The organism is Brevibacillus sp. M2.1A (assembly GCF_013284355.2).
Lineage (GTDB): Bacteria > Bacillota > Bacilli > Brevibacillales > Brevibacillaceae > Brevibacillus.
The window spans coordinates 4,844,889-4,867,561 of record NZ_JABSUY020000001.1 but is presented as its reverse complement, the minus strand read 5'-3'; the positions used below and the strand labels follow the sequence as shown (position 1 = coordinate 4,867,561).

Below are 22,673 nucleotides of genomic sequence, written 5' to 3'. Positions count from 1 at the left end.
TTAGAGCCATGGCTGCCAAGGCGAATTTGTTTTTTGGCGAATACGGGAGGATACATGGTCCTCCAGTTGGATGAACAGGGAGGTGAGCGGCACTCGCCGAAGCACTTCCATCTGCTTTTCGAGTTGATGCTGTGCGTTTTCCTCTACGTTCATGTGGCCCCTTCCTTTCTGGGAGTTTTTGAGGGGGAGTCAAGTACAGCATTTTTGTGGCGAGGAATGGCGTATAGGGCAAACAGACCAAGAATAGCCGCCAAAAACAGTGTAATCACTCCATAGCCAATCCACGGATTGATGCTGCCGACTCCCCCTAGCTTTTCAACCATTGCTCCACCCAAACCCGTCCCAAGAGCTGTCCCAAGACCAGAGACGAAATTGGAAAAGCCAAAGTACGCCCCCAGCCATTCTTCTTTTGCGAAATGGGTGACGAGACTGTCCAGCATCGGCATAAACAGCATCTCGCCCAAAATGAAAAGAATCGCAGCCCCGCACAGTGTGAGGAAGTGGTTTGCCCATCCCATGAGTGTTAGCCCTGCACCTAACAAGATCGTTCCCATTGTGACGGACAAGTACGGATTGATGCGCTGTAGTACAAAACGTGAAATCAACCCTTGCAAGACGACGACACTGAGCGAGTTGATCGTCCAAATGAGACCAATCATCGTAGCCGAATGCAGGACATGTTCTCCCCGCAGCGGCAGGATCATGGCGAATTGAGCGTAAAGCGACCAGATCAAGAGCGAGATCAGGGAAAAAAGCAGAAAGCTGCGATGGGTCAAGATGTGACGATACTCCTTGATTGGCGTTTGCTTGCAATCTGTTCCGACACAGCGATCATCGGGAAGGATGAAGCGAGAAAAGAAAGCAAGTGCTCCGTATACAGAGGCAGCCACGAGAAACGGCTGTTTCCCACCCGCAGTCATCCATGTAATGATCAAGCCTGCGACAATAATCCCGCTGTGAGCGAGTATCCCTCTCCACGAGAAGGCAGCAGTTCTTTGGCTCTCATCCACTTCATCTGCGATCATGGCTTTAATGGTAGGAGCGAGCAGGCCAAGACCCAAGCCGTTGACAGCGGAAAATAACAAGAAGAAACCATAGGAATGGCTGAAGTGATAGCCTGCCATGGCACATCCTTGAAGGAATGCCCCTAAGGCTAGGATAGAGCGTTTGCCCCAGCGATCTGACATCAAGCCGCCTGCCAAGCTTCCGATTTGGTATGTGATGCTTCCCGCTGCCAAAATGATGCCGACTTGGGAGAGTGAAAGAACCCGTACCTTTTGCAAAAAGACTGGGAAGACGGGAATGACCAGGTAAGAGGCCATGTGCATGAAAAAGACGACTAGCAGTAACAACAAGTAAGACTTGTTGCGTAACAGAGATCCAGTAGAGGCTATCATGTTCGTCTCCTCTTTGCTTCAGTCCTCTCTAGTATGAGTGGAAAAGGATTGTCCCTATGCGTCGTTTTTCACAACAAAGTAGGCCAGCACACAAAATTAATATGAAGGCAGGCAAGCGTCCAATCCAACAAGCGTGGAACGACATATACCTATAGGGAAAGGTACCATGGGCGTATGGAATGGTGCGAGGAGCGCGGCAGGATGAAGGGGGGATCTGACGTGAGAGGATTTGGTTTCTTCAACGAGGAAGGTTTCGAAGTAATCATCTGGATCATCGTGATCGTTTTTCTCCTCGTTATATTTTTTGACGAAGGGATAGATTAAGATGAGTGGATATCGTCGACCGGTTCGGCAATTGAATCACTATTACAAAACAAACGACGCTTTCAAGAAATGGATTCGTGCCAATGAGCAATGGTTCAAGCAAAATCCAGAGGTTTTTAACCAGATGCTGCGCAATCCGAAAATGGTTAACCTGTTTACGGATCTCATGATCATGAACTCGCCTAGCATTGAAAAGAAATTGAAGAAATGGAGAAGGAACCAACGCTGATTGATCCGGCATGCTGCCCAATATAGCATGCCGCTTTTTATTTGGAACGCTGTCAAGTCCTGTTATAAAACCGGGACGACGAGCGTAGGGATAAGCATATGCTGCTTGTTCGAAGAAAGGATGAAGCACATCATGGCACAAGTCATTTTGACGTTTTTTGTGGCTTATGGCATTGTGGTCGGCGGCGCTCTTTCAGGTGGGGTGGGCGCATTTCTCACGGAAAAGCCTCCTCTGTTATCGATGGCCCAATTGGCTGACCAGCTCAAAATATGGGGATTGGTTGGGGCATTGGGCGGAACATTTGATTCGTTTTTGCAGATCGAAAAAATACTGATGGGAAATTTGACTCCGGTCTTTAAACAGCTTGTTATGATCGTCGTTGCATTCTTGGGTGCCCATATCGGAACGATTTGCGTGCATTGGCTGGTACAGGTGCGCTCATGAAGGTAATTCTTTGGAAACGTTACCTCGCTCTTTTGCTCATGGGGTGCGTGTTGGGCGGAACCGTGATTTTATTTACATACGGACGCGAGATGGAGCAGATGATGCTGATCAAAAAAAGCTTGGAACTGCAAAACAAAAAACTGTACGAGGAAAATCTGGAGCTGAAGCAAAATCAGCGGGTTTATCGCAAAAAGCAAGAGACCGTTATCGAAGACGTACGCGCCTCTGTTCTCACTGCCGATCAGAAGCAGCCGCTTCATGCCACCATTGTGGTTCAAGTAGTCGATCGCGTGGAAAAGGATCTCGCTTCGTTAAAAGGGAAGAAGGTTGAACAGGTTGCAGAGGTCCATCAGGTCTTGCATGAGATGCTGCGACGCCGCGAATATATTTTGTCAGATCGAACGACCGTGGAGGTACGAATCAAAACGGTTGTGATTAGTAGAACGCTGCATGTGTTCGTGACAGCGGACGTTATACCCGATGATGTATGGCAAAAGATTGCGCGAAACTTTCTATTTCTTCCGCCGTATATTTCTATATAGAATATCTGATAGCCGGATCATGTAGGTCTGGGTCGGTATAAAGGAGAGGCGAACGCATGTCCATGTTCAAAAAATTGTTGGCTAGTGTAGGTATTGGCTCTGCCCAAGTAGATGCACGTCTTGAGCAGGATTCACTCATTCCCGGCGATATGGTCAGAGGTGAAGTCCATATCAAGGGAGGAGATGTGGCCCAGGAAATCGACGAAATCTACATGTATGTCGTTACACACTATGAAAGAGAAATCAACGATAACAAGACGAAGGAAGAATGCACACTTGTCAAATATCGTTTGTCTGAGCGGGTACAATTGAAACCGAAAGAAGAAACCGTTCTGCCATTCGCTTTTCAATTGCCTTATGAGACGCCATTGACAATGGGGCGTCAACCCGTTTACTTGCGGACAGGTCTCGATATTAAAAATGCGATTGACCCAGGGGATTCCGATTTCATCGAGGTTCGCCCACATCCGTTAATGACCAAAGTGTTGGATGCTGTTCAACAGATCGGATTCCAGCTGTATAAGGTAGACTGCGAATACAATCGCCACCTTGGTCGCAACCATCCGTTTGTACAGGAATTTGAATTCCGTCCAACAGGGCCATATCGCAGCCAATTGGAGGAGCTCGAAGTAGTTTTCTTCCTTCGTGATGGCGAATTGGAAGTTTTATTGGAACTGGACAAACGTGCGCGCGGCTTTATGGGAGCATTTGAAGAAGCGTTTAATCTCGATGAACGCTATATTCGTTTCCGCTTAACGAATGCAGACGTGAACAAACATACGCATGTCATTGCCGAAGCGATTGAAGCGCTCATTAAGCAGCAGCTTCGCTAGAGTGTGATTCAAAAAAGGCCTGACGGAGTGAAAATAACCACTCTGCCAGCCTTTTTTCTTTTTGGAGGTTTTACCATCGCCAACGCCTACGATAGTCGAGGCTTCTACCTCCATTCCTGTACACAATTCTCTTTCTACTTTTTCGATTTGCATGTATAGGGCTGGATTTTTCTGACAATACTGTGAGCATGAAGAATCCAGAGGAGGATATTATTATGAATTTGTTAGAAAAAACGAGAAAAATTAATGTGATGCTTCAAAAAACAATGGGTGGCAGCGGAGTAGGTTTCCAAGATCTCGCAAGGCTTTTATCTGAAGTGATTTCTGCAAATGTTTACATCATTACCGCAGATGGTTCGATCCTGGGAAGTGGAATGAATCAGGAGATCTCCCTGCAAGAAGAGGGTCGTTCATCCACGCAACTGCAGGAAGGTGTACATCAGAAGCTGCTGGAAGTGTCACAAACCTTGGCCAACGAGCCGGTTACCAGCCCGTACAGCCTGGTTCCAAAAGAGTTGAATTCGATCTTCCCGCAAATGATGACGACGATTGTTCCTATCAATGCAGGGGGAAGCCGTCTTGGCACACTCGTCCTGCTGCGTGCTTACGGTCAGTTTGAAACAGAAGATCTGATTTTGGGCGAGATCGGTGCTACCGTAATCGGTATGAAAATCGTTCGTCAGCGCACAGAACAGATTGAAAATGAAGTCCGTGACAAAACATTTGCCAAAATCGCACTCTCTTCGTTGTCCTACAGCGAACAGATCGCGATTGAAAAAATTATGGAGCAATTGGATGCACGCGAAGGTTTGCTGGTAGCTAGTCAGCTTGCAGATCAAGCAGGTCTGACACGATCTGTCATCGTGAACGCTCTTCGCAAGTTGGCAAGCGCGGGTGTACTGGAATCCCGTTCGTTAGGAATGAAGGGTACCTATATCAAAGTGTTGAATGACAAATTCCCTTCTGAATTGGCGAAATGGAAAACCTCATAATTTGCACGAACAACACAGAAGCTCTCCCTGTACGGGGAGGGCTTTTGTTTATGAATCAACGAGTATAGCAGAAACGATAAAACGTTCATAATTTAGCGATTGAATAAATGATTTTCTTCCCTTTATAATGTCCACAAAGGTTTAAACTTCAAAAAATTCAAAAATTAAAGTTCATACTTCAAAAGCGGATGGAGGGTCTAAGAATGAAGGTGATAATTGGTGGGATTGCGCATGAAACGAATACGTTTTCCAATGTGCCCACGACGCTCGAGATGTTTCAAAGCTATGAGTGGGATTATCATGAAACGATTGTGAATCGCAATCGGGGCGTTCGCAACTTTCCTGGAGGGATGGTGGATCGCGCCGAAGAGCTGGGCATCGAGCTTTTGCCGACCTTTCTCACCTTTACGTATCCAGCGGGGACGATTGTGCGAGAAGCGTATGACCGGATTAAAAAGGAGCTTCTTGACACAATTGCTGCGACAGAAGGTGCAGATGCCATTTGTCTGGGGCTTCACGGAGCGGGGGTTGTAGAAGGAATAGATGATCTGGAGGGCGACATTCTGGCATCAGTGCGTCAGTTGGTCGGTTATGACATTCCCTTAATTGTTACGCTCGACCTCCATGCAAACATGACACAAAAAATGGTGGATGAGGCCGATGCGCTCCTGGGTGTTCACCTCTACCCGCATGTGGATTGCTATGAACGTGGTATTGAAGCAATCGACCTGGCCCATAAGATGGTTACAGAAGGTATCAAGCCGACCATGCATTTGACCCGACTGCCATTATTGATTCCTACATCGGCTACCCATCATTCCCCAGCACGTGAAATAAACGAAGCCTGCTGGGCGTGGGAAAAGGAAGAAGGCGTCATCGACTGTGCATTCTTCCACGGTTTTCCGTACACAGACATTCCTGAGTTGGGCGTCTCCGTTTTGAGCGTTACGAATAACGATCAGGAGCTCGCCAAAAAAGTGAGCGAGGATGTCGCCAGTCTGATTTGGGAAAAGCGGGATGAATTCGAGCTGAACATGCCCACGCCTGCCGAGGGAATTGCGATGGCACTGCAAACGGAAGGCATGCCCATCGTAATCAATGAGACCTCAGATAATCCTGGCGGAGGCACACCCGGAGATGGAACTCATTTGCTGCGGGCGATGCTGGAAGCCAAGCTGACGAATGCATGCTTTGGTTTCATTTACGATCCCGAAGTAGTCCAGATTGCCCATCAGGCAGGAGTAGGCGCTACCATACAACTATCACTGGGTGGAAAGACAGACTACTTGCATGGAGAACCGCTTGAAGTAACAGCCTACGTCAAAGCTTTGACAGATGGAAAATTCATTGCGACAACGCCGATGGGGCAAGGGGGCCATGAGAATCTTGGCAAGTCCGTTCGTTTGCAAATTGACGGGGTTGATGTACTGGTTTGCTCCGTGAAATCGCAAGTGCTGGATGAGCAAATTTTTCTGTTGCACGGCATTGATGTGACCAAATACAAGATCGTGGCCTTGAAATCGAGCACACACTTCCGGGCATCCTTCGAACCGATTAGCGCACGCGTTATTACCGTCGATTCTCCTGGATTGACGACGCTCAACTTCCGCTTCTTCAAATACGAGCGCGCCATTCGTCCGATTTATCCGTTAGACCCAGCCACAGAGTGGAACCTACATCAATTGACAAGGAAGTAGATGATCATGGAATCCGTACAGGAGCGCATCCGCAAGCATTATCCGGAATTGACCAACCAACAAAAACTAGCAGCCAAATATATTCTCGCCGAGCCGAAGACCGTTGCACTGCAACCAGCCAAAGTTGTTGGGGCATTGAGCGGCACAAGCGAAACGACAATCATCCGACTATCCTATGCTCTCGCCTACTCCGGGTACAGCGAATTGCAAAATGAGATTCGCAGCTCCTTATTGGAAAAAGTCCCAAAAGCTGATGCCATCCACAGTTTTCGAACAGCGGCTGTTGAGATGAAGGGAAAACAAGACCTGATTTCTTATAACATGGAACAGGATGTTGCGTATATTCGGCAAACGTTAGGGGAATTGCAAAAGAACCATCTTTTGCAAGCGGTTTCAAGTATTATGGCAGCCAAACACATTCTCGTTGTAGGGTTTCGCAGCTCCTATGCTCCAGCCCATTGGCTCGCCTTTACATTGAATGTCGTCAGAGGAAACGCGCATCTGTACAATGGGCCAGTTGATGACGTCAACTATCTGTTGACCCAGATCAATCAGGAGTGGCTCGTGATCGCACTCTCCTTCCCCCGCTATACGAGTGAAACGATTCTGTTTGCAAAAGCAGCCAAAGAGAGAGGCGCCAAAATCATCGGGATTACAGACGATGAGCTATCTCCTATTGGGCCGGTAGCCGATCAAATTTTAAAAGTCAGCGCACCTGCTCCTACTGCTTTAAAAGGAATGACGGCGATCTTTTCCATGCTGAATATTTTGATCAGTGGTGTGGTTCAGGCTGATGGAGAACAGGTACAACAAAGACTGAAAGAATACGAAGAGACAAGTCGACAAATATACCCGTTTGCGGAAGGGACCGAAGTGTAACGGCAATTGATAAGGGGGACGGGAAATGAAAATTCACAAGTGGAAGCAAGGGGCCATGAGTGTATTTGTGGCAACGGCGTTGATTGCAGGCTGCTCCTCACAGCCGACCAATCAAACGGGGAATGACACGGCGGCCAAAGGGAACACATTAGTCATCGCTTCCTTGACGGACCCAGACTCGCTTGATATGCACAAAACGAGCTGGCTGAGTATGGAAAACAGTTTAATATACGAGCCTCTATTGACCCGTGATGCAACAGGCAAACTTCATCCGGGTTTGGCAGAGAAGTACGAAATCTCGCAGGACGGCAAGGTTTGGACATTCATCCTCCGCAAAGATGTCCGCTATCACTCTGGCGATCCAATGACGGCAGCATCCGTAAAAGATTCCTTTGACCGTTTGCTCGCCATTTCGCCTGTCAAGGGGCTTGCAGGTCCAATTGAAAAAGTGGAAGCAACAGACGAGCATACGCTCAAGGTGCATTTTAGCCAACCGTTTGCTCCGTTTGTTAACGTCATTGTCGGTGGATTAGTCTCGCCACTTGACGCCAAAAAGGCAAAAGAATTAGGGGATGGCTTCGCAGATAACCCATCTGCAACGGGGCCGATCATTTTTGACAAACGCGAGCGGGGTGCTTCGCTCACCTACAAGAAAAATCCCGATTATAACTGGGGACCGGAGTACGCTGCCAACAAAGGTCCTCTGCAATTCGACAGCATGATGTTCCGGTTTATGAAAGACGACGATACACGCCTGATGGAATTCAAAAAGGGTACGGTCCATGTGTTGTATGATGCGCCACCGAACTCGGTTGCGGAGCTGGAGACACTGCCCGGAGTCAAGATTGAGAAAGTGATGGACATTGGAAACAAATACATCGCATTGAATAATAAGCACCCGTTGTTTTCAGATGTCCGTCTGCGCAAAGCAGTAGCCCTCTCCGTAGATCGCGATCCACTTGTTCAGGTAGCGTTGAACGGCTTCGGCAAGCCGGTCTATGGTCCTTTGGCACCCACGATTTATGGCTACAGTGAAGCGATTGAAAGCAAGGCGAAGCAGTTATATACGAGAGATTTAGGCAAAGCCAGGCAGTTGCTAGCGGAAGCAGGCTGGACGGACAGTAATGGGGATGGCATCGTAGATAAGGACGGGAAACCGTTGTCTGTAGAAATGCTCGTCTCTCAAGAGCCAGCATTTCAGCGAGCGGTGCAGATTTTGCAGAGCCAGCTGAAAGAAGCGGGTATTGATATGAAAATCAGCGTGCAAGAAATGACAACCATCAAAGAGCGTATTTCGAAAAAGTCGTATGACATGGCTTTGATGTACTACGGCTGGTTTGATGCGGATATCTTGTACCTCATTTTTGAAAAGAGCAATTCAACAAGCCGTACTCATTACAACAACCCTGAGTTGGATGTTTTACTGAATAAAGGACGTTTGGAAATGAATGAGCAGTCGCGTCTCAAGATTTACGAAGAGGCACAGGAGATTTTGGTAAATGATTTGCCGTGGGTCCCTTTATGGGTAAGTGAGACGGTGATAGCCACACGCGGCGTCAAAGGCTTTACGGTCAATCCGTACACGCAAGGCATTACGTTGCATGATGTCACGCTCGAAAAATAGACAACGGAGGTGAAGGCATGCGCCGATATGTAATAAAAAGATTACTTTCCCTGGTGGGTACACTGCTTGGCGTATCCGTCCTGATCTTCTTGATGGTGCATCTCATTCCGGGCGATCCCGCAACACAAATACTCGGACAGTTTGCGACACCAGAGGCTATCAGTCAAATGAGAGCGAAGCTTGGTCTTGACCAACCACTGTGGCAGCAGTACTTGCGGTTTGTCGGAAACCTGTTCGCTGGCGATTTGGGAACATCGTTATTCACTGGTGAAAAGGTATGGGATCAGATTATGAACCGTTTCCCGATCACTATGCAGCTTGCCATTCTTAGTGTAATCATTGCCGCAATATTCGGTATCTTGCTGGGCACGATTGCTGCCGTCAAGCAAAACACCATCATCGATCGGCTTGTGGTGCTTGCCTCGTTACTCGGTATTTCGGCACCCGGCTTCTGGATTGCCTTGTTTCTCATCTGGATTTTTGCTTACAAGCTGGCCTTGTTTCCGATTTCCGGCTATGAGGGGATTCACTCCCTGTTGCTGCCAGCGATCACGTTGGGTTTGGCGGAAGCGGGGATGATCGCCCGAATGACCCGCTCCAGCATGCTGGAAGTCATCAGGCAGGATTACATGCGGACAGCCGAGGCTAAAGGGGCGGCGCTTTTCCGAGTCATTTTGAGCCATGGTCTGCCGAATGCCATTATTCCTGTTGTCACGATGTTAGGCTTGCAGTTCGGTGCGCTCATGGCTGGAGCTGTGGTGGTGGAAACCGTGTTTTCTCTGCAAGGGATCGGCAGTCTGGCGATTGAGGCGATCAGTAAACGGGATATGCCGACCATACAGGGCATGGTGTTTTTCATGGCGTTGATTTTTGCCTTAACCAATTTGATCGTGGATCTGATTTACAGCCGGATTGATCCGCGAATCCATTTCGACTAAGGAAGGAGCGGATAGATGGTGAACAGTAATCGTCCGGAGTCGTATTGGGGAGGGATGGGCAAACGCCTGAGGCGCAATAAGACAGCAATGGCGGGTGTGGTTATCTTGATCGTCTTTACACTGGGATCGCTTCTTGCGCCAGTCATTGCCCCTCATCCTGTCGAACAAATGAACTTTAATAGCCGATTAAGCGCTCCGAATTTGACTCATCTTCTCGGAACGGATGATTTCGGCAGAGATATTTTTTCCCGTCTGTTGCACGGGGGGCGAATTTCCTTGCTGATGGGTTTGATAACAGTTGTGCTTTCTACCTTGATCGGAGTTACGCTCGGGATTATCGCTGGCTATTATCGTCGTGTGGATCTGTTTATCATGCAGGGCATGGATATTCTCATGTCACTTCCTGCACTGCTTCTGGCGATTGCTGTCATTGCGGTCTTGGGTCCAGGTTTAACGAATGCCATGATCGCGGTAGTCATTGCCGTTATTCCATCCTATGTGCGGGTCGTTCGCTCTGCGGTCTTATCCATAAGGGAAAAAGAGTATATTGAGGCTGTTCGCGCTCTGGGGATCAGGGACTGGCAGATTTTGCTGAAACACGTTTTACCCAATATTCTCTCCCCGATCATCGTGCTTTCCACCATTCAATTCGGTGTGAGTATTTTAGCAGCTGCGGCCTTGAGTTTTCTCGGACTGGGCGCGCAACCGCCGATGCCTGAGTGGGGAGCCATGGTTTTTGTCGGCAAGGCATTCTTGAGTCAGGCCTGGTGGATGTCCATTTTTCCTGGATTGGCCATCATGCTGGTTGTCCTTGGCTTCAATCTGTTAGGTGACGGATTACGGGATGCATTCGACCCGAAAACGAGGTAATGGATGAAGGGGGGGCACGAGCTGATGAAAGAGGTACTTTTGGAAGTAAAGGATTTGCGCCTGCAGTTTAAGACGGACAAGGGCGAGCTGCCAGCGCTGCAAGGCATTTCCTTTCAACTGAAAAAAGGTGAGACGGTAGCGTTGGTAGGCGAGTCTGGCTGCGGTAAAAGCGTGACGTCCTTGGCGATTATGGGACTCTTGTCCCGGGCGAATGCACAGATGGAGGGAAGCATCCGATTTCGTGATATCTTATTGAACCAGTTGAGTACCGGTGAACTTCGCAACATTCGCGGAAAAGATATCGCGATGATATTTCAGGAGCCGATGACGTCGCTCAATCCGGTGCATACGATTGGCCGACAGCTAGAGGAAGTGTATCAGCTGCATACCGATTTATCGAAAAAAGAACGCCAAGCAAAAGCGATTGAGATGCTCAAAAAAGTGGGCGTGCCGAGGGCAGAAGACATCATGCGGGAATATCCCCATCAGCTATCAGGTGGGATGAAGCAGCGTGTCATGATTGCGATGGCGATGGCTTGCAACCCCGATTTATTGATCGCGGACGAGCCGACCACCGCGCTGGATGTGACCATTCAAGCGCAAATTTTGGAACTGATGAACGATCTGAAGGAAAACGATCATACCTCTCTGCTGCTCATTACGCATGACTTGGGTGTCGTGGCTGAAATGGCTGATCGTGTGCTTGTGATGTACTACGGGGAGATCGTAGAAGAAGCTGATGTTGCCAGTCTGTTTTCGCATCCGAAGCATCCGTATACGATTGGGCTTTTACGCTGCATCCCCGATCTGGATGAGGAGGAGAAGCTTCGCCTTGATCCGATTGAAGGCAGTGTCCCGCTGCTGGGTGAAGTGACACAAGGGTGTGCATTCCGCTTCCGCTGCTCGCAGGCCGAGGAGCGATGTTACCAAGAAAAACCGCCGCTGATGGCAACGGGCACAGGCACACAGGCCGTTCGATGCTGGCTGTACGAGAACAAGGAGATGGCGGTATGAGGGATATCTTGTTATCGGTAAACGATTTAAAGACGTATTTTCCCATTAGCAAAGGATTGTTTCGCAATAGCGACGAAGTGATCAAGGCAGTCGATGGGGTTTCTTTCCAGTTACGAAAAGGAGAAACACTTGGATTGGTAGGAGAGAGCGGCTGTGGCAAGTCAACGACTGGTCGCAGTATCATGCGACTCATTGAGCCGACGAGTGGAACGATTGAATTTGAAGGGCAAAACATTTCAGAGATGTCGGCTGCACGTTTTCGTCCACTCCGCAAACGAATGCAAATCGTGTTTCAGGACCCGTATGCGTCGTTAAATCCACGAATGACTGTACAAGGGGCTTTGGAGGAAGCGTTAGGCGTCAAAAATCCGCAGATGTCGGCGAAAGAAAGGCGCGATCAAGTAAGGGAACTGCTTCAAATGGTCGGGCTGAATGCTCAATACGCTACTCGCTTTCCTCATGAGTTTAGCGGTGGGCAGCGGCAGCGGATCGGGATCGCTCGCGCACTGGCAGTGGAACCTTCATTAATCGTAGCCGATGAGCCGGTCTCAGCACTTGACGTCTCCATTCAGGCGCAGATCGTGAATCTTTTGCAGGATTTGCAGCAACGTCTAGGTTTGAGCTATTTGTTTATTTCACACGATCTAGGTGTCGTTCGCCACATCAGTGACAGAATTGCGGTGATGTATCTCGGACGAATCGTCGAAATCGCCAGCAAAAAGGATTTGTTTACGCGCCCGTTACATCCGTACACAGAAGCGCTCATGTCAGCAGTTCCCAAAGCCAATCCGTTTCGGAAGAAGGAGCGAATCGTTCTTTCTGGGGATGTTCCCTCACCGGCGAATGTTCCCGTAGGGTGTGCGTTCCATACCAGGTGCTCATATGCTACGGAAATTTGCCGCACAGTGCGTCCTGTCGCTACATTAGCTTCGCCGCAACATTATGTCGCATGTCATTTATATGGAACAGAAGGGATGAAGTACATTGAAAATCGAACGAATTGAATTGCAGCAACTACACATGCCACTTCGTTTCCGTTTTGAAACGAGCTTTGGATATACGACCATCAAGGAGCTCATTTTGGTTAGCGTGTATGGAGAGGGAGAGGTAGGGCACGCGGAAAGTGTGGCGATGTCGGCCCCTTATTATAGTGAAGAAACGACAGAGACAGCATGGCACATGATGGAAAAGTTTATGATACCGAAGCTGTTCACGAATGAGATCGAGACCCCTGAGGATGTGGATCGGCTGTTTGCCCCGATTCGCCGCAATAACATGGCGAAGGCGGCTTTAGAAGGCGCAATCTGGGATCTCTACAGTAAACAAAAAGGAATCTCTCTCGCCAAAGCATTAGGAGGCGAGAAATCTGTCATCGACGTTGGGATCAGCATCGGTATCGAACCGACTGTCGAGCAAGTTTTGGCAAAAGTAGAGCGCCATCTCGGTGAGGGCTACAAGAAGATCAAGGTAAAGATCAAGCCGGGCTTTGACGTAGAGGTGGTTCGAGCAATCCGCGAACGCTTTGGCGAGGGTGTCCCGTTGATGGCAGATGCGAACTCCGCTTACACAATGGAGCATCTGGATGTGATGAAGGAGCTGGATCAATATGGGCTGATGATGATCGAACAGCCACTCGCTCATGACGATATTATTGATCATGCCAAGCTGCAAAGGGAGCTGTCCACACCAATCTGCCTCGATGAAAGTATTCACAATGTGGATGATGCCAGAAAAGCGATAGAGCTAGGCAGTTGCGGCATTATTAATATCAAGGTGGGGAGGGTCGGTGGACTGACAGAGTCCAAGCGCATTCACGACTTGTGCCAGGCACACGGTATTCCGGTTTGGTGCGGAGGCATGATTGAGTCGGGGGTTGGCCGCGCGCACAACATTGCGATTACTTCATTGCCGAATTTTACGATCCCAGGTGATACAGCCGCCTCCAGCCGTTACTGGGAGGAAGACATCGTCGAGAATGGTGTAGAGCTGATGGCTCCCGGTCAATTGGCAGTTCCAGATAGCCCGGGTATCGGTTATACCCTGAACCAAAAGGCGATCGGCAACTATGTGATTCGCACGGCAAACTTCCGGCCTTAAACCAAAGCTTAATGAAAAAGGGGAGAAGGAACATGGCGGATTGGGTACAGTCGTTTGAGGAATACGCGCAAAAGCTGCTTGCAGAGGCAAAAGTAACAGGAACAGCAGTCGGATTGGCAGAGCAAGGAGAGCTGAGGTATTTCCATGGCTTCGGTCTGGCAGACAACACAGAAGACGCAAGAGCATTAACCGCTGATACGGTGTTTGGCATCGGTTCTGTGACCAAGTCCTTTACATGTGTAGCCATCATGCAGCTTCAGGACGCAGGAAAGTTATCCGTTCATGATCCGGTCATCAAGTATCTCCCTGAGCTCCGTACACCCAATGAAGCTTATACCCGGGAGATCACGATTCATCATTTGATGACACATACCGCAGGTTTTCCTCCTTTGGATACATTAGCGGGTGCAATGAAAAGAAGCATTGTAGAGGGAGGGGATGACCTGTCCTCTAGCTCCGGTCTTGCTTTTGATCTCGATAAAGTGGAAGAGATCAATACAAAGGAAGAATTCATGACCTATATCGGCAAGCTGAATTACGAGTTTCTAGGTGCGCCTGGAACGGAATTTAGCTACTCCAACGACAGTTACGCCATGCTCGGACTGATTATTGAACGAGTAAGCGGAATATCTTACGAGCAGTTTGTGCATGACCATATTTTGGAGCCTGCCGGGATGAAGAACAGTGCTTTTCTCGTCGAAGATTTGCCAGAGGAAGCAGAGGTGGCTACGCTATTCACCCGAAAAAGCCCAAAGGATGGCGGTGAGGTATACCGTTCCCCTTCCTGGTGGGATTCACCATCGATGCGGGCCGCTGGCTTTCTGAAATCGACCATTCACGATCTATTGCGCTATACGGAAATTTTTAGAACGGGTGGAATGGTGGGCGAGAATCGCTTGCTCTCACCTGAGAGTGTGCAGGCCATGACGGCGCCTCATTTCTCGATTTCGCCGTTTCAAGCATACGGCTATGGATTGTTTGTAGCCAATTGCCATGATGGAACACTCATTGAGCATGGTGGAGCGATCAAGGGAGTTGCGGCACAAATTTTTGTTTTACCGGAGCGGGGCCTGACAGGAGCCGTACTGATGAACACAGATGGCGGGCCAATGGCCGATTTGATGCATGGCATTTTAAACGCAACTAATGGACACTCTCCGAATACAGTGCCGTTCCAATATCCGGATTATGAAATTTCTGTAGATGCACTCGCTGCATTTACAGGGGAGTACCGCTCGTCTGAAGGGGCGACTGTATCGGTAGAAATCGAAGAGAACGAGCTGGTAGCCAAGAGTAATGGAACGAATATTCCACTGCGTTCAGTGGGAGAAGACAGCTTCGTCATGAAGCGGGGAGAAACGGATGCGTTTATCCGCTTCGTCCGCGATGAGGCAGGAGTAGTTACGCGGATGGGCTTTGGCGCTCGTCAGTTAATAAAGGTCTTTGCCGAAAAAGAACAAACTGTATAAAAAAGCAAAACGCGTACCTGCAAGAGCTCATGCTTGCATGGTGCGCGTTCTTTCTATTTATAAGAGAGGCGTTACGAAGAAAGGGTGGCCGGAAGCTGTTGCTCCTCTACGGTAGGTCGTTTCCAGTTCGGATGCTGCTCCATTTGGCGAAACGAGCGGAAAAAGAACAGGCCAAGGCTGATACTTGCAAATATGATACCGCCAAAGAACAATAGAAGCCCCGGTGTTGCGATGTTTTTGGCGAGAAGAAAGGAGCACAGTGCATAGCTGACAGGCCCGAAGCCGACGGACATCAGGGAAAGCAATGACATGACACGACCGAGCATGTTGGCAGGGACGATACTTTGAATGTAGGTGATGAACGGAATATTCGTCATACTGAGTGCCATTCCGATGAGAAAATGAGAGACAAGTCCATAGGAAAGCTTCTCAATGAAAAAATACGAGCTGATGCTGACTCCCATGCATCCGAGAATGATAGGGAGTAACATGAATTTTTCACGGAATCCTTTAAACAATGCAGTCAAAATACCGCCGACAATCATGCCCACTCCAAGTGAGGTACTAAGTGAGCTAAAAGCACTCCCGTCCCATCCGAGGTTATTCACATGAATGGGAATGATCATGTTAACTGGGCCAGAGAACATCATATTGGTGAAAAGTGATGTTGTTAAAATAAGAGCGAGGATCGGGATTGAATACGTATAACGAATTCCTCCCACGATATCTTTGAAATAGGAGCTTGCTCTTGGTTCTGTTGTAGACTCTGAAATCGTGTCTTTGATGTATGAGTGTGAATGGAGAGAGAGAATAAAGAGTGTTCCTACGAAGAAGGTGCATGCCAAGATCATAAACATGATCGGATAACGAACGGTTCCAATTAATAAGGCAGTAACTACGGGTCCGGCAACCAAGCTAATCTGATGGCATAGTTCCATTAAGCTGTTAGCTGGCGCAAGTTGTTCTCGAGAGACTAGAGAGGGCAGAATCGAGCTGCGTGCTGGCCAAAAAAATGCATCGACTGTTCCGAATAAAGCTGCCAAGACGTACAGGCTCACCGGGAACCAGGCGCCATTTCCTTGAAGCATAAGCAAACTGAAGCAGGCTAAAATAATTCCCCTAACCAAAAGGGAGGAAAACATAATCCATTTTCGATTCAAACGATCAGCAGCCACCCCGCCTGCCAGCATAAAGAGAAGACGGGGGATGGACAGACAAATCAAAGTCGTGCCGAGGATTGCCCCTGAGCCCAGGGCATTCACAATATACCAGTTGAGCAGGATGAAGAAAGCTCCGTCAGCCATTGCCGAAAAGAAAGTGCCCCACCATAATCGGACAAACGATCCATTTTTCCAAAGGGAATTATTTGTTGCCAGCGTGCTCATCTCCATTCTCCTCCTTCTTTTTCTTCACCACAATCTTGCCAGTGATATGCTTGAATTCAGATGGTTGGTGCTCATAGTTATCAGGTAAGGAATCGTCTTCTGCGACGTAGTAGCGTTCATTCGTCATGAACCCGACCGTGACCATGTAAAAGTTTTCAACCGTATCCTCCTCTTCTCCAGCAGCAATCCTCTCCAAGTAACGATCTTCCATTTCCGATAGCTCCTCAAGTAAAGCCTTATATTTATTGAGCCAAGCAAATATTTCTTTCCTAGGTGCTTTTACTTCGGAGTTAACTGCAATTGCAGGAGGACGATCCTCTTGATCCGAAAAGAGCATAAATGATTCGTCTGGTGCGTTATACAGGCGATTCATACTGGAGCGCAGGTGATTAAGCATCGTTTCCTGCAACAGGATACTGTCTTCGCGCAGGGAGGGCAGCAAATCATCACTTACTTTGAAGTCGTAAGCAACAGCCCGATAAAACTTTTGCACGATCCCGTTCTTTTCTTCCGTACGCACGACTTCAACGAAGCCGTGGCTTTCTAATTCCTTTAGGTGATAATGCACTTTAGAGGGAGAAAGGGAGAGAAGGGTAGCGAGCTGCTTGCCTGTGTATTCCTCCTTGACCAGCATCGTGATGATCTGTAGGCGCAAGGAATCGCTGACAGCTTTTAATTGATCCAAAGTTTCCACAACTACGTATCGTTTCAAGTCGATCAACCTCTTTCGCTGAACGTGGATATTTTTTTAGACGTTCAGTTTTATTTGAACGTATTGTAACAACAAAACGATCCGTTTCGCAAGAATGAATTGCGCCTATTTTTCGACAAATGCTACAATATTAAAAACGGTGAGAGGATGCATTCCTGTGGCGATCTTACAACATCCCGTCTTTCGCCGTTTGTATACGGCCCACATTGTACACATCATCGGAAATGAATTTACATTTATTGCGGTCGTTGGACTATTACATGATTTAAGTGGATCGGGTCTTTCCTTTGCGGCAGGTACTGTGTTTCGCATGATCCCCTATGTATTTGCCAGCTTTTTCGCAGGGACACTTGTGGAGAATTGGGATAAACGGAGGGTCATGATTGTCGTCAATCTGCTTCGGGGCATACTCGTCAGTTTGTTTTTCTTCATCACTTCTGCGACCTACTTATGGGTGGCTTTTTTGTTATTGATCCTGGTTAATATTTGCAGTGCTTTTTTCCAACCAGCCATGCAAGTAGCGATCGTACAATCCGTGGAGGAAAAGGACAGACTGGCTGCCAATTCCCTTTTACAGGGGACGACTTCGTTTCTCATTATTGTTTGTCAGGGTATGGCAGCAGTTCTGGTTTACTTGTTCTCCTATCGTTACAACTTTTTGCTCGATGCCGCCTGTTATTTGTTGTCGCTGTTCGTCTTGCTGCCGCTCCCGCATATCGCCAATTCTGTTGATTCGAAAGCGGTTGTACCTTTTATGGAAAGGCTAAATGAGGGCTTCCGCTATATCGGCAAACATCGGGAAATTGCCAGTGTCATCGGCTATCAGATGGCGGAACGGGTGTGTGGCGCCTATTACATTATGCTGATGTACTATGTTCTTACGGAGCGGGGAGAGGGCTTGTATGTATTCGGACTCTTGGATATTCCGTTGGGACTCGGAGGTGTGATCGCTGGGATTGCTGTGAACAAGCTGTCTGATAGTCTGAGTGAAAAAGCAACATGGCGTGTCCAAGGATGGGCACTCGTAGCGATGGGATGCTCAATTATCGCCGTGTTTCATGCAAAACCACTACTTGGACTGGCGATCGCCATCCTGTTTGCATCAACGGCTCAGTTTAGCTCATCGATATTGTCTGTGACAAAGCTACAACGACTCTCTGATCCTGCTTATTTGGCTCGCGTTTTTTCCATTCGGGAAATGGCGACCATGGGGAGCTTTTCTGCGAGCTGCTTGATTCTCGGATTCAGTGCGGAGCAGGTCGGCAGTGCTGCTGTCTCCGTGTGGCTTGGCTTCTTTGGGGTAGCAGCAGGACTTCTGTGGCTTTGGAGCCGTCGTAAGTTGCAAAAAGATCGCAGACGTTCAGTGATGACATAGGAGAGGTTCCTCTGCTGATTTGGAGCAGAGGTTCTTTTATATACAAAATAAGACTTTTTAATTTAATAAATATAATTGTTGAAAAAGTATTAATCTGAATATACAATGAATGGAAAATAGAGAAAAAGGAAGATGCAGCATGAAGGAATTATGGCGGCAGCGTTCATTTCGCTGGTATTGGGTGGGGATGTTCTTATCTAGTCTGGGGGATCAGTTTGGCTGGATGGGATTGACGTGGTTTGTCATGAATAAAACAGGCTCACCTGCTGCAATGGGTGGGGTCGTTCTTGCGTATATGCTCCCTGCTGTTTTTGCTGGTTTAGTAGCGGGAGTTTTGCTGGATCGATTTGATCGACGCAAGCTCATCATGATGGACAATGTGGCGCGAGGGCTTATTTTTATAGCGTTGGTCGCATTATTGCAGGTCGATCAGGTTCCACTATTTGTGATATACATACTAATTGTGATTGCAGGAATCCTTTCTCCGTTGAGCACTGCTGGGGCACAGACTTTATTGCCGAGAATCGTCTCGGACAAAAATCAATTGGTCAAAGCGAATGGCGTGATGGAAACGCAATGGCAAATTGTTTATATGTTTGGACCGGCACTCGCGGGTGTTTTAATCGGGGTGATTGGGGAAGCTTATGTTCTGTTGATTGATGCGGCCAGCTTTTTCGTATGTGCATTCTGCTTCTCCAGGCTGCCGCGTGAGCTTACGAAAAGTGCGAATCCGGCAGCGATTGTAAAAGGTCAAATGGGAGTGTTCTTGCGTTCTCTCTTGAGTGACATGCGGACAGGGTATCGCTACATATTTGGACGCAAGCAATTGATCATTCTTGTTTTCTTTACGTTTTTGTTTAACATGTCGTATGGCCCCATTGAAATTGCACTACCCCTGTATGCGAATCAGGATTTGGCAGGAGGGTCTGTTGCGTTAGGGATGCTGTGGTCTTCTTTGGCAGTTGGGGCTTTATTAGGCTCACTCTTTTTCTCGACGGTTACGTGGAAACTACCGTTGGGGTCGACGCTGGCAGGAATTATTGTGGCGTGGGGATTGACCACATTGCCAATCGCTTTATTCTCGAGGCTGGAGATCGCAATGGCTTCGATGGTTGTGGCGGGCTTTTGCTTTGCTCCCTATAACATCATGTACAGAAGCTATCTGCAAAAGCAGGTGCCCGATGCTCTCTTGGGGAGGGTATTAACCAGCGTTCGCACAATTACGGGGACAGGGATGCCGGCGGGAGCGGCTGTCTCCGGCTTCCTCATCCCTTTTCTGGGCGTTCAAGGGATCATTGGAGCCGGAGCAGCCGTATGTATCATTTTCGGTCTCCTTGCATTCGGGGCATTGAAAAACTTGGAGGATTCCTCTTCACTTCCTGTTGAGGAGCGGTGAGACGAGGTGTTTTAGCCACTGAGGCATTAAGAAGTAGATGCGGGAGAGCGCATGAAGACGAAATGGCATGGCAACCTCCGGACGCTTTGCTTCCGCCGCTCGATAAATAGCCTTTGCCGTTTGTTCCGGTGTCAGCAAATACCGATTCACTTTGCTACGATAGCTGCCCGTTTTGTCTGCCTTATCTAAAAAGGGTGTGTCGATCGGCCCTGGCATCGCACACGTTACAGCGATACCACTGCCTTGCAGCTCGTGGCGCAATCCTTCACTAAAGCGGATGACGGCTGCTTTGCTTGCTGCATATACTGCAGCTTTGGCTGTTGCGACTTGTCCAGCGAGGGAGGCAACCGTAATAATATGACCTTGCTTTTGTTGGAGCATCATCGGCAAAAAGGCACGGGTCGTGTAAAGAACACCGGAAATATTTGTTCGCAGTGTTTCTTCCAGCTCCTCTACGCGCATTTCGATCAGTGGTTCAAAGACGGCCATCCCGGCATTGTTGTAAAGAAAATCGCAACGTTCGAAGCGGATGTGCACCCATGCAGCGAACTGCCGAATGTCTTCGTTGCTGCTGACGTCTAACGGGTAATGATGGAGACGATCAGGATAAACTTTTTGTAACGAAACGAGTTCCTGGGTAATCGTTTTCCGGCTTGTGGCAATGACACAGTCTCCTTTTTCCAAATGAAGTCGTGTCAAAGCTAGACCAAGGCCACCAGAAGCTCCGGTGATGACGACAATACGGGCAGTCGACATGTCATTCTCTTCTTTCCTTGTAGAGTTTGTTTCCATTGTAAATGGCAAAGTATAAGCCCCTAAGTTGATGTGAAGGCTAGCCTCTAGGGGGTGAATGCACATGCCAGCAGTAAAATGTTCTGTTGCAAACTGTGAGTACTGGGCGAAGGGCAATCTTTGCAGCGCCGAAGAAATCATGGTGGAGATTGACGCACACGCAACTGTTAACTTGAAAGAAGAGTTTGCAGGTGAGTATGGTCAAAATACGCAGCATAAGGATCAGGCTTCCACTTCGTCTGAGACCTGTTGTCTGACGTTTAAGCCGAGGACATCCGAAAAGAAATAACGCGGCTTCGGCGCAAAAAGGACGTATCCCTTAATGGTGATACGTCTTTTTGCTATTCAACCTATACGCTTGTCTTAGCCGGAAAAAGCTCGTTGACTTTTTGGGCAACTTCTTCCCAAGAAGTGACTCGATGGACGAGCGGAGGTAGGGAAGCTTGGTTATACGGAGTGTCAAACAAGAACACCGGAATTTGCAGTGCTTCTGACAATTGCAAAGCGTTCTCCAGACGATCCTCCAAAAAGAGATCCACACCCCACTTGCGTGCAGCTGACAGCTTGTCGTGGCTCCCAATCAAATCCACTTCATGATGAGGGATATTGTAGCGAGCAAACCATTGTAAGGTCACATCGCGGTGACGATCCTCACGAGCACTTATATATACCAGCTTGTGGGAGGAAAACCAATCGCGCAAAACCTGATCGGCAATTCCATGAACAGGCGCACCATCATAAAGGCGCTCCCCATTTTGATCCAGCCACATTTCAAACTCTGCGTCCGTGATTTGATACACGTTGGCTAAATTGTACTCCACACAATCTTCATATCGTAAATCTCTTCCAAAGCTCTCATTCATCAACGGAACAATACTGCTAGGTGATGTGACTGTACCGTCAATATCAATGCCAATGGTTAGGATTTTGTCTGGTTTCATTCTCTCGCCTCCCGTTTAAATTGTACAACGTAGGCAGACAATAAGGCTACTTCCTTCACTTAATTAATCCTTTACCAAAAAAGGGGCTGAGCATGCTATGTTGGATCGACATGAACGTAATGATGCGAAGCGGAAGGAAGACACCGGTTTTTCCGAGACGGTTGATCAGCACGACAGGGAGTTTGCAGCGAATACTTGGACACAGGCCGTCTTTGACGAAGAGGAAAATCGGTCTAGGCGCAGGGTTCACTACGACCCCCACTCTTTGACAGAGCGCTATACAGGCGAGCTGGATGAGGAGAGAAAGGACTTTTCGGAGCGCTTGGATGGCGTTGTTTTGACAAAAGAAGACCGTTCACCGGTTGCCAAAGTCAGAGATGACGACATCGAGGCGGCGGCAGAAATCGCCGAGCCGTTTCCGACCAGTCGTGCTGCCAGTGAGATCGACACAGACGAGGATAACCGGGAAAAAGGGGCCAGCGGTATCGGGATGACTGGCTTGGGCTTATCGATCCTGTCCCTGTTTCTCATGCCGTACTTGGTGGCTCCAATTGGTATGGTGCTTGGCTATCTGGCGTATCGACGCAACTCGAAGACGCTGGGAGTTTGGGCGATGATCATAGGTGCTGTTGCCATTTTGGGCGCATTAGTCATCTACCCGTATTATACGGCTCGCTAAAAGCATCAAACCGCAAACCCTCTCCAGTTCGTTCAAAGCCGGAG

The 22,673-nt window shown here is 48.4% G+C and carries 24 protein-coding genes; 18 read left to right on the top strand and 6 right to left on the bottom strand.

Features of this window, described 5'->3' with window-relative positions; all coding sequences use genetic code 11:
* Positions 1 to 153 (bottom strand): hypothetical protein, encoded by a 153-nt coding sequence (locus HP567_RS23290; protein WP_173612370.1) that lies wholly within the window; start codon positions 151 to 153, stop codon positions 1 to 3.
* Entirely contained in the window at positions 150 to 1,397 is a 1,248-nt protein-coding gene (locus tag HP567_RS23285) for an MFS transporter (RefSeq protein ID WP_173612369.1), read from the bottom strand. Before HP567_RS23285 ends, HP567_RS23290 begins: the two co-directional genes overlap by 4 nt.
* A 325-nt stretch (positions 1,398 to 1,722) precedes the next feature.
* On the opposite strand from HP567_RS23285, the gene HP567_RS23280 reads away from it, so the two are divergent.
* The 14 genes from HP567_RS23280 (at position 1,723) to HP567_RS23215 (ending at position 15,349) form a co-directional block, all read left to right on the top strand.
* Positions 1,723 to 1,950, top strand: a complete 228-nt coding sequence (locus HP567_RS23280) for a hypothetical protein (protein ID WP_173612368.1) — start codon at positions 1,723 to 1,725, stop codon at positions 1,948 to 1,950.
* A gap of 132 nt (positions 1,951 to 2,082) precedes the next feature.
* Positions 2,083 to 2,394 carry a YtrH family sporulation protein gene (locus tag HP567_RS23275; RefSeq protein WP_007720892.1) on the top strand — a complete coding sequence of 104 codons (312 nt, stop codon included), beginning with the start codon at positions 2,083 to 2,085 and terminating at the stop codon, positions 2,392 to 2,394.
* Positions 2,391 to 2,936: a hypothetical protein gene (locus tag HP567_RS23270; RefSeq protein ID WP_007720889.1), complete on the top strand. Its 546-nt coding sequence runs from the start codon at positions 2,391 to 2,393 to the stop codon at positions 2,934 to 2,936. The genes HP567_RS23275 and HP567_RS23270 overlap by 4 nt, the downstream gene beginning before the upstream one ends.
* 56 nt (positions 2,937 to 2,992) lie before the next feature.
* Positions 2,993 to 3,769, top strand: a complete 777-nt coding sequence (locus tag HP567_RS23265; protein ID WP_173612367.1) for a sporulation protein — start codon at positions 2,993 to 2,995, stop codon at positions 3,767 to 3,769.
* A 215-nt stretch (positions 3,770 to 3,984) separates the two neighbouring features.
* Positions 3,985 to 4,761 carry a GTP-sensing pleiotropic transcriptional regulator CodY gene (gene codY, locus HP567_RS23260; RefSeq protein WP_016742124.1) on the top strand — a complete coding sequence of 259 codons (777 nt, stop codon included), beginning with the start codon at positions 3,985 to 3,987 and terminating at the stop codon, positions 4,759 to 4,761.
* A gap of 203 nt (positions 4,762 to 4,964) precedes the next feature.
* Positions 4,965 to 6,458: a M81 family metallopeptidase gene (locus tag HP567_RS23255; RefSeq protein ID WP_173612366.1), complete on the top strand. Its 1,494-nt coding sequence runs from the start codon at positions 4,965 to 4,967 to the stop codon at positions 6,456 to 6,458.
* The gene (locus HP567_RS23250) at positions 6,459 to 7,337 is read left to right on the top strand and encodes a MurR/RpiR family transcriptional regulator (protein ID WP_173612365.1); all 879 of its coding nucleotides are present in this window, start codon (positions 6,459 to 6,461) and stop codon (positions 7,335 to 7,337) included.
* A 25-nt stretch (positions 7,338 to 7,362) separates the two neighbouring features.
* Positions 7,363 to 8,961 carry an ABC transporter substrate-binding protein gene (locus HP567_RS23245; RefSeq protein ID WP_173612364.1) on the top strand — a complete coding sequence of 533 codons (1,599 nt, stop codon included), beginning with the start codon at positions 7,363 to 7,365 and terminating at the stop codon, positions 8,959 to 8,961.
* A gap of 17 nt (positions 8,962 to 8,978) precedes the next feature.
* Positions 8,979 to 9,899: an ABC transporter permease gene (locus tag HP567_RS23240; protein ID WP_173612363.1), complete on the top strand. Its 921-nt coding sequence runs from the start codon at positions 8,979 to 8,981 to the stop codon at positions 9,897 to 9,899.
* 15 nt (positions 9,900 to 9,914) lie between these two features.
* A complete protein-coding gene (locus tag HP567_RS23235; RefSeq protein WP_173612362.1) occupies positions 9,915 to 10,769 on the top strand; it encodes an ABC transporter permease in 855 nt (284 codons plus the stop codon).
* 24 nt (positions 10,770 to 10,793) lie between these two features.
* Complete coding sequence (locus HP567_RS23230) at positions 10,794 to 11,783, top strand: ABC transporter ATP-binding protein (protein ID WP_088908700.1); 990 nt, start codon at positions 10,794 to 10,796, stop codon at positions 11,781 to 11,783.
* Positions 11,780 to 12,787: an ABC transporter ATP-binding protein gene (locus tag HP567_RS23225; protein WP_173612361.1), complete on the top strand. Its 1,008-nt coding sequence runs from the start codon at positions 11,780 to 11,782 to the stop codon at positions 12,785 to 12,787. Before HP567_RS23230 ends, HP567_RS23225 begins: the two co-directional genes overlap by 4 nt.
* Positions 12,768 to 13,880 (top strand): o-succinylbenzoate synthase, encoded by a 1,113-nt coding sequence (gene menC, locus HP567_RS23220; RefSeq protein WP_173612360.1) that lies wholly within the window; start codon positions 12,768 to 12,770, stop codon positions 13,878 to 13,880. The genes HP567_RS23225 and menC overlap by 20 nt, the downstream gene beginning before the upstream one ends.
* Positions 13,881 to 13,912: 32 nt before the next feature.
* A complete protein-coding gene (locus tag HP567_RS23215) occupies positions 13,913 to 15,349 on the top strand; it encodes a serine hydrolase (RefSeq protein WP_173612359.1) in 1,437 nt (478 codons plus the stop codon).
* Positions 15,350 to 15,420: 71 nt separating this feature from the next.
* Here the strand turns inward: HP567_RS23215 and HP567_RS23210 are convergent, their stop codons facing one another.
* Both HP567_RS23210 and HP567_RS23205 read right to left on the bottom strand, forming a co-directional pair.
* On the bottom strand, positions 15,421 to 16,740 hold the full coding sequence (locus HP567_RS23210; RefSeq protein WP_173612358.1) for an MFS transporter: 1,320 nt from the start codon (positions 16,738 to 16,740) through the stop codon (positions 15,421 to 15,423).
* Entirely contained in the window at positions 16,712 to 17,446 is a 735-nt protein-coding gene (locus HP567_RS23205; RefSeq protein WP_173612357.1) for a transcriptional regulator, read from the bottom strand. Before HP567_RS23205 ends, HP567_RS23210 begins: the two co-directional genes overlap by 29 nt.
* Positions 17,447 to 17,603: 157 nt before the next feature.
* On the opposite strand from HP567_RS23205, the gene HP567_RS23200 reads away from it, so the two are divergent.
* Positions 17,604 to 18,821, top strand: a complete 1,218-nt coding sequence (locus HP567_RS23200; protein ID WP_173612356.1) for an MFS transporter — start codon at positions 17,604 to 17,606, stop codon at positions 18,819 to 18,821.
* A gap of 139 nt (positions 18,822 to 18,960) precedes the next feature.
* On the top strand, positions 18,961 to 20,217 hold the full coding sequence (locus HP567_RS23195) for an MFS transporter (RefSeq protein ID WP_173612355.1): 1,257 nt from the start codon (positions 18,961 to 18,963) through the stop codon (positions 20,215 to 20,217).
* On the opposite strand, the gene HP567_RS23190 is transcribed toward HP567_RS23195, so the two are convergent.
* A complete protein-coding gene (locus HP567_RS23190; RefSeq protein WP_229088104.1) occupies positions 20,194 to 20,973 on the bottom strand; it encodes an SDR family NAD(P)-dependent oxidoreductase in 780 nt (259 codons plus the stop codon). The two genes, HP567_RS23195 and HP567_RS23190, sit on opposite strands and share 24 nt — an antisense overlap.
* 100 nt (positions 20,974 to 21,073) lie before the next feature.
* On the opposite strand from HP567_RS23190, the gene HP567_RS23185 reads away from it, so the two are divergent.
* Positions 21,074 to 21,298 carry a DUF1540 domain-containing protein gene (locus HP567_RS23185; protein WP_173612353.1) on the top strand — a complete coding sequence of 75 codons (225 nt, stop codon included), beginning with the start codon at positions 21,074 to 21,076 and terminating at the stop codon, positions 21,296 to 21,298.
* Between the two features lie 61 nt (positions 21,299 to 21,359).
* Here HP567_RS23185 and HP567_RS23180 read toward each other — a convergent pair whose 3' ends face one another.
* Complete coding sequence (locus HP567_RS23180) at positions 21,360 to 21,950, bottom strand: 5' nucleotidase, NT5C type (protein ID WP_173612352.1); 591 nt, start codon at positions 21,948 to 21,950, stop codon at positions 21,360 to 21,362.
* A gap of 97 nt (positions 21,951 to 22,047) precedes the next feature.
* Here HP567_RS23180 and HP567_RS23175 point away from each other — a divergent pair, with 97 nt between their 5' ends.
* Positions 22,048 to 22,629, top strand: coding sequence for a DUF456 domain-containing protein (locus HP567_RS23175; protein ID WP_173612351.1), 582 nt, complete (start codon positions 22,048 to 22,050; stop codon positions 22,627 to 22,629).
* Positions 22,630 to 22,673: the final 44 nt, after the last annotated feature.

What these genes read in the sequence shown, in the direction of transcription:
- HP567_RS23255 (WP_173612366.1), top strand. Translation starts at nt 4,965, where the DNA reads ATGAAGGTGATAATTGGTGGGATTGCGCATGAAACGAATACGTTTTCC.
- HP567_RS23290 (WP_173612370.1), bottom strand. Translation starts at nt 153, where the DNA reads ATGAACGTAGAGGAAAACGCACAGCATCAACTCGAAAAGCAGATGGAA.
- HP567_RS23185 (WP_173612353.1), top strand. Translation starts at nt 21,074, where the DNA reads ATGCCAGCAGTAAAATGTTCTGTTGCAAACTGTGAGTACTGGGCGAAG.
- HP567_RS23190 (WP_229088104.1), bottom strand. Translation starts at nt 20,973, where the DNA reads ATGTCGACTGCCCGTATTGTCGTCATCACCGGAGCTTCTGGTGGCCTT.
- HP567_RS23215 (WP_173612359.1), top strand. Translation starts at nt 13,913, where the DNA reads ATGGCGGATTGGGTACAGTCGTTTGAGGAATACGCGCAAAAGCTGCTT.
- HP567_RS23210 (WP_173612358.1), bottom strand. Translation starts at nt 16,740, where the DNA reads ATGGAGATGAGCACGCTGGCAACAAATAATTCCCTTTGGAAAAATGGA.
- HP567_RS23265 (WP_173612367.1), top strand. Translation starts at nt 2,993, where the DNA reads ATGTCCATGTTCAAAAAATTGTTGGCTAGTGTAGGTATTGGCTCTGCC.
- HP567_RS23230 (WP_088908700.1), top strand. Translation starts at nt 10,794, where the DNA reads ATGAAAGAGGTACTTTTGGAAGTAAAGGATTTGCGCCTGCAGTTTAAG.
- HP567_RS23195 (WP_173612355.1), top strand. Translation starts at nt 18,961, where the DNA reads ATGAAGGAATTATGGCGGCAGCGTTCATTTCGCTGGTATTGGGTGGGG.
- HP567_RS23235 (WP_173612362.1), top strand. Translation starts at nt 9,915, where the DNA reads ATGGTGAACAGTAATCGTCCGGAGTCGTATTGGGGAGGGATGGGCAAA.
- HP567_RS23180 (WP_173612352.1), bottom strand. Translation starts at nt 21,950, where the DNA reads ATGAAACCAGACAAAATCCTAACCATTGGCATTGATATTGACGGTACA.
- HP567_RS23275 (WP_007720892.1), top strand. Translation starts at nt 2,083, where the DNA reads ATGGCACAAGTCATTTTGACGTTTTTTGTGGCTTATGGCATTGTGGTC.
- HP567_RS23245 (WP_173612364.1), top strand. Translation starts at nt 7,363, where the DNA reads ATGAAAATTCACAAGTGGAAGCAAGGGGCCATGAGTGTATTTGTGGCA.
- codY (WP_016742124.1), top strand. Translation starts at nt 3,985, where the DNA reads ATGAATTTGTTAGAAAAAACGAGAAAAATTAATGTGATGCTTCAAAAA.
- HP567_RS23240 (WP_173612363.1), top strand. Translation starts at nt 8,979, where the DNA reads ATGCGCCGATATGTAATAAAAAGATTACTTTCCCTGGTGGGTACACTG.
- HP567_RS23285 (WP_173612369.1), bottom strand. Translation starts at nt 1,397, where the DNA reads ATGATAGCCTCTACTGGATCTCTGTTACGCAACAAGTCTTACTTGTTG.
- HP567_RS23175 (WP_173612351.1), top strand. Translation starts at nt 22,048, where the DNA reads ATGTTGGATCGACATGAACGTAATGATGCGAAGCGGAAGGAAGACACC.
- HP567_RS23225 (WP_173612361.1), top strand. Translation starts at nt 11,780, where the DNA reads ATGAGGGATATCTTGTTATCGGTAAACGATTTAAAGACGTATTTTCCC.
- HP567_RS23250 (WP_173612365.1), top strand. Translation starts at nt 6,459, where the DNA reads ATGATCATGGAATCCGTACAGGAGCGCATCCGCAAGCATTATCCGGAA.
- HP567_RS23280 (WP_173612368.1), top strand. Translation starts at nt 1,723, where the DNA reads ATGAGTGGATATCGTCGACCGGTTCGGCAATTGAATCACTATTACAAA.
- HP567_RS23270 (WP_007720889.1), top strand. Translation starts at nt 2,391, where the DNA reads ATGAAGGTAATTCTTTGGAAACGTTACCTCGCTCTTTTGCTCATGGGG.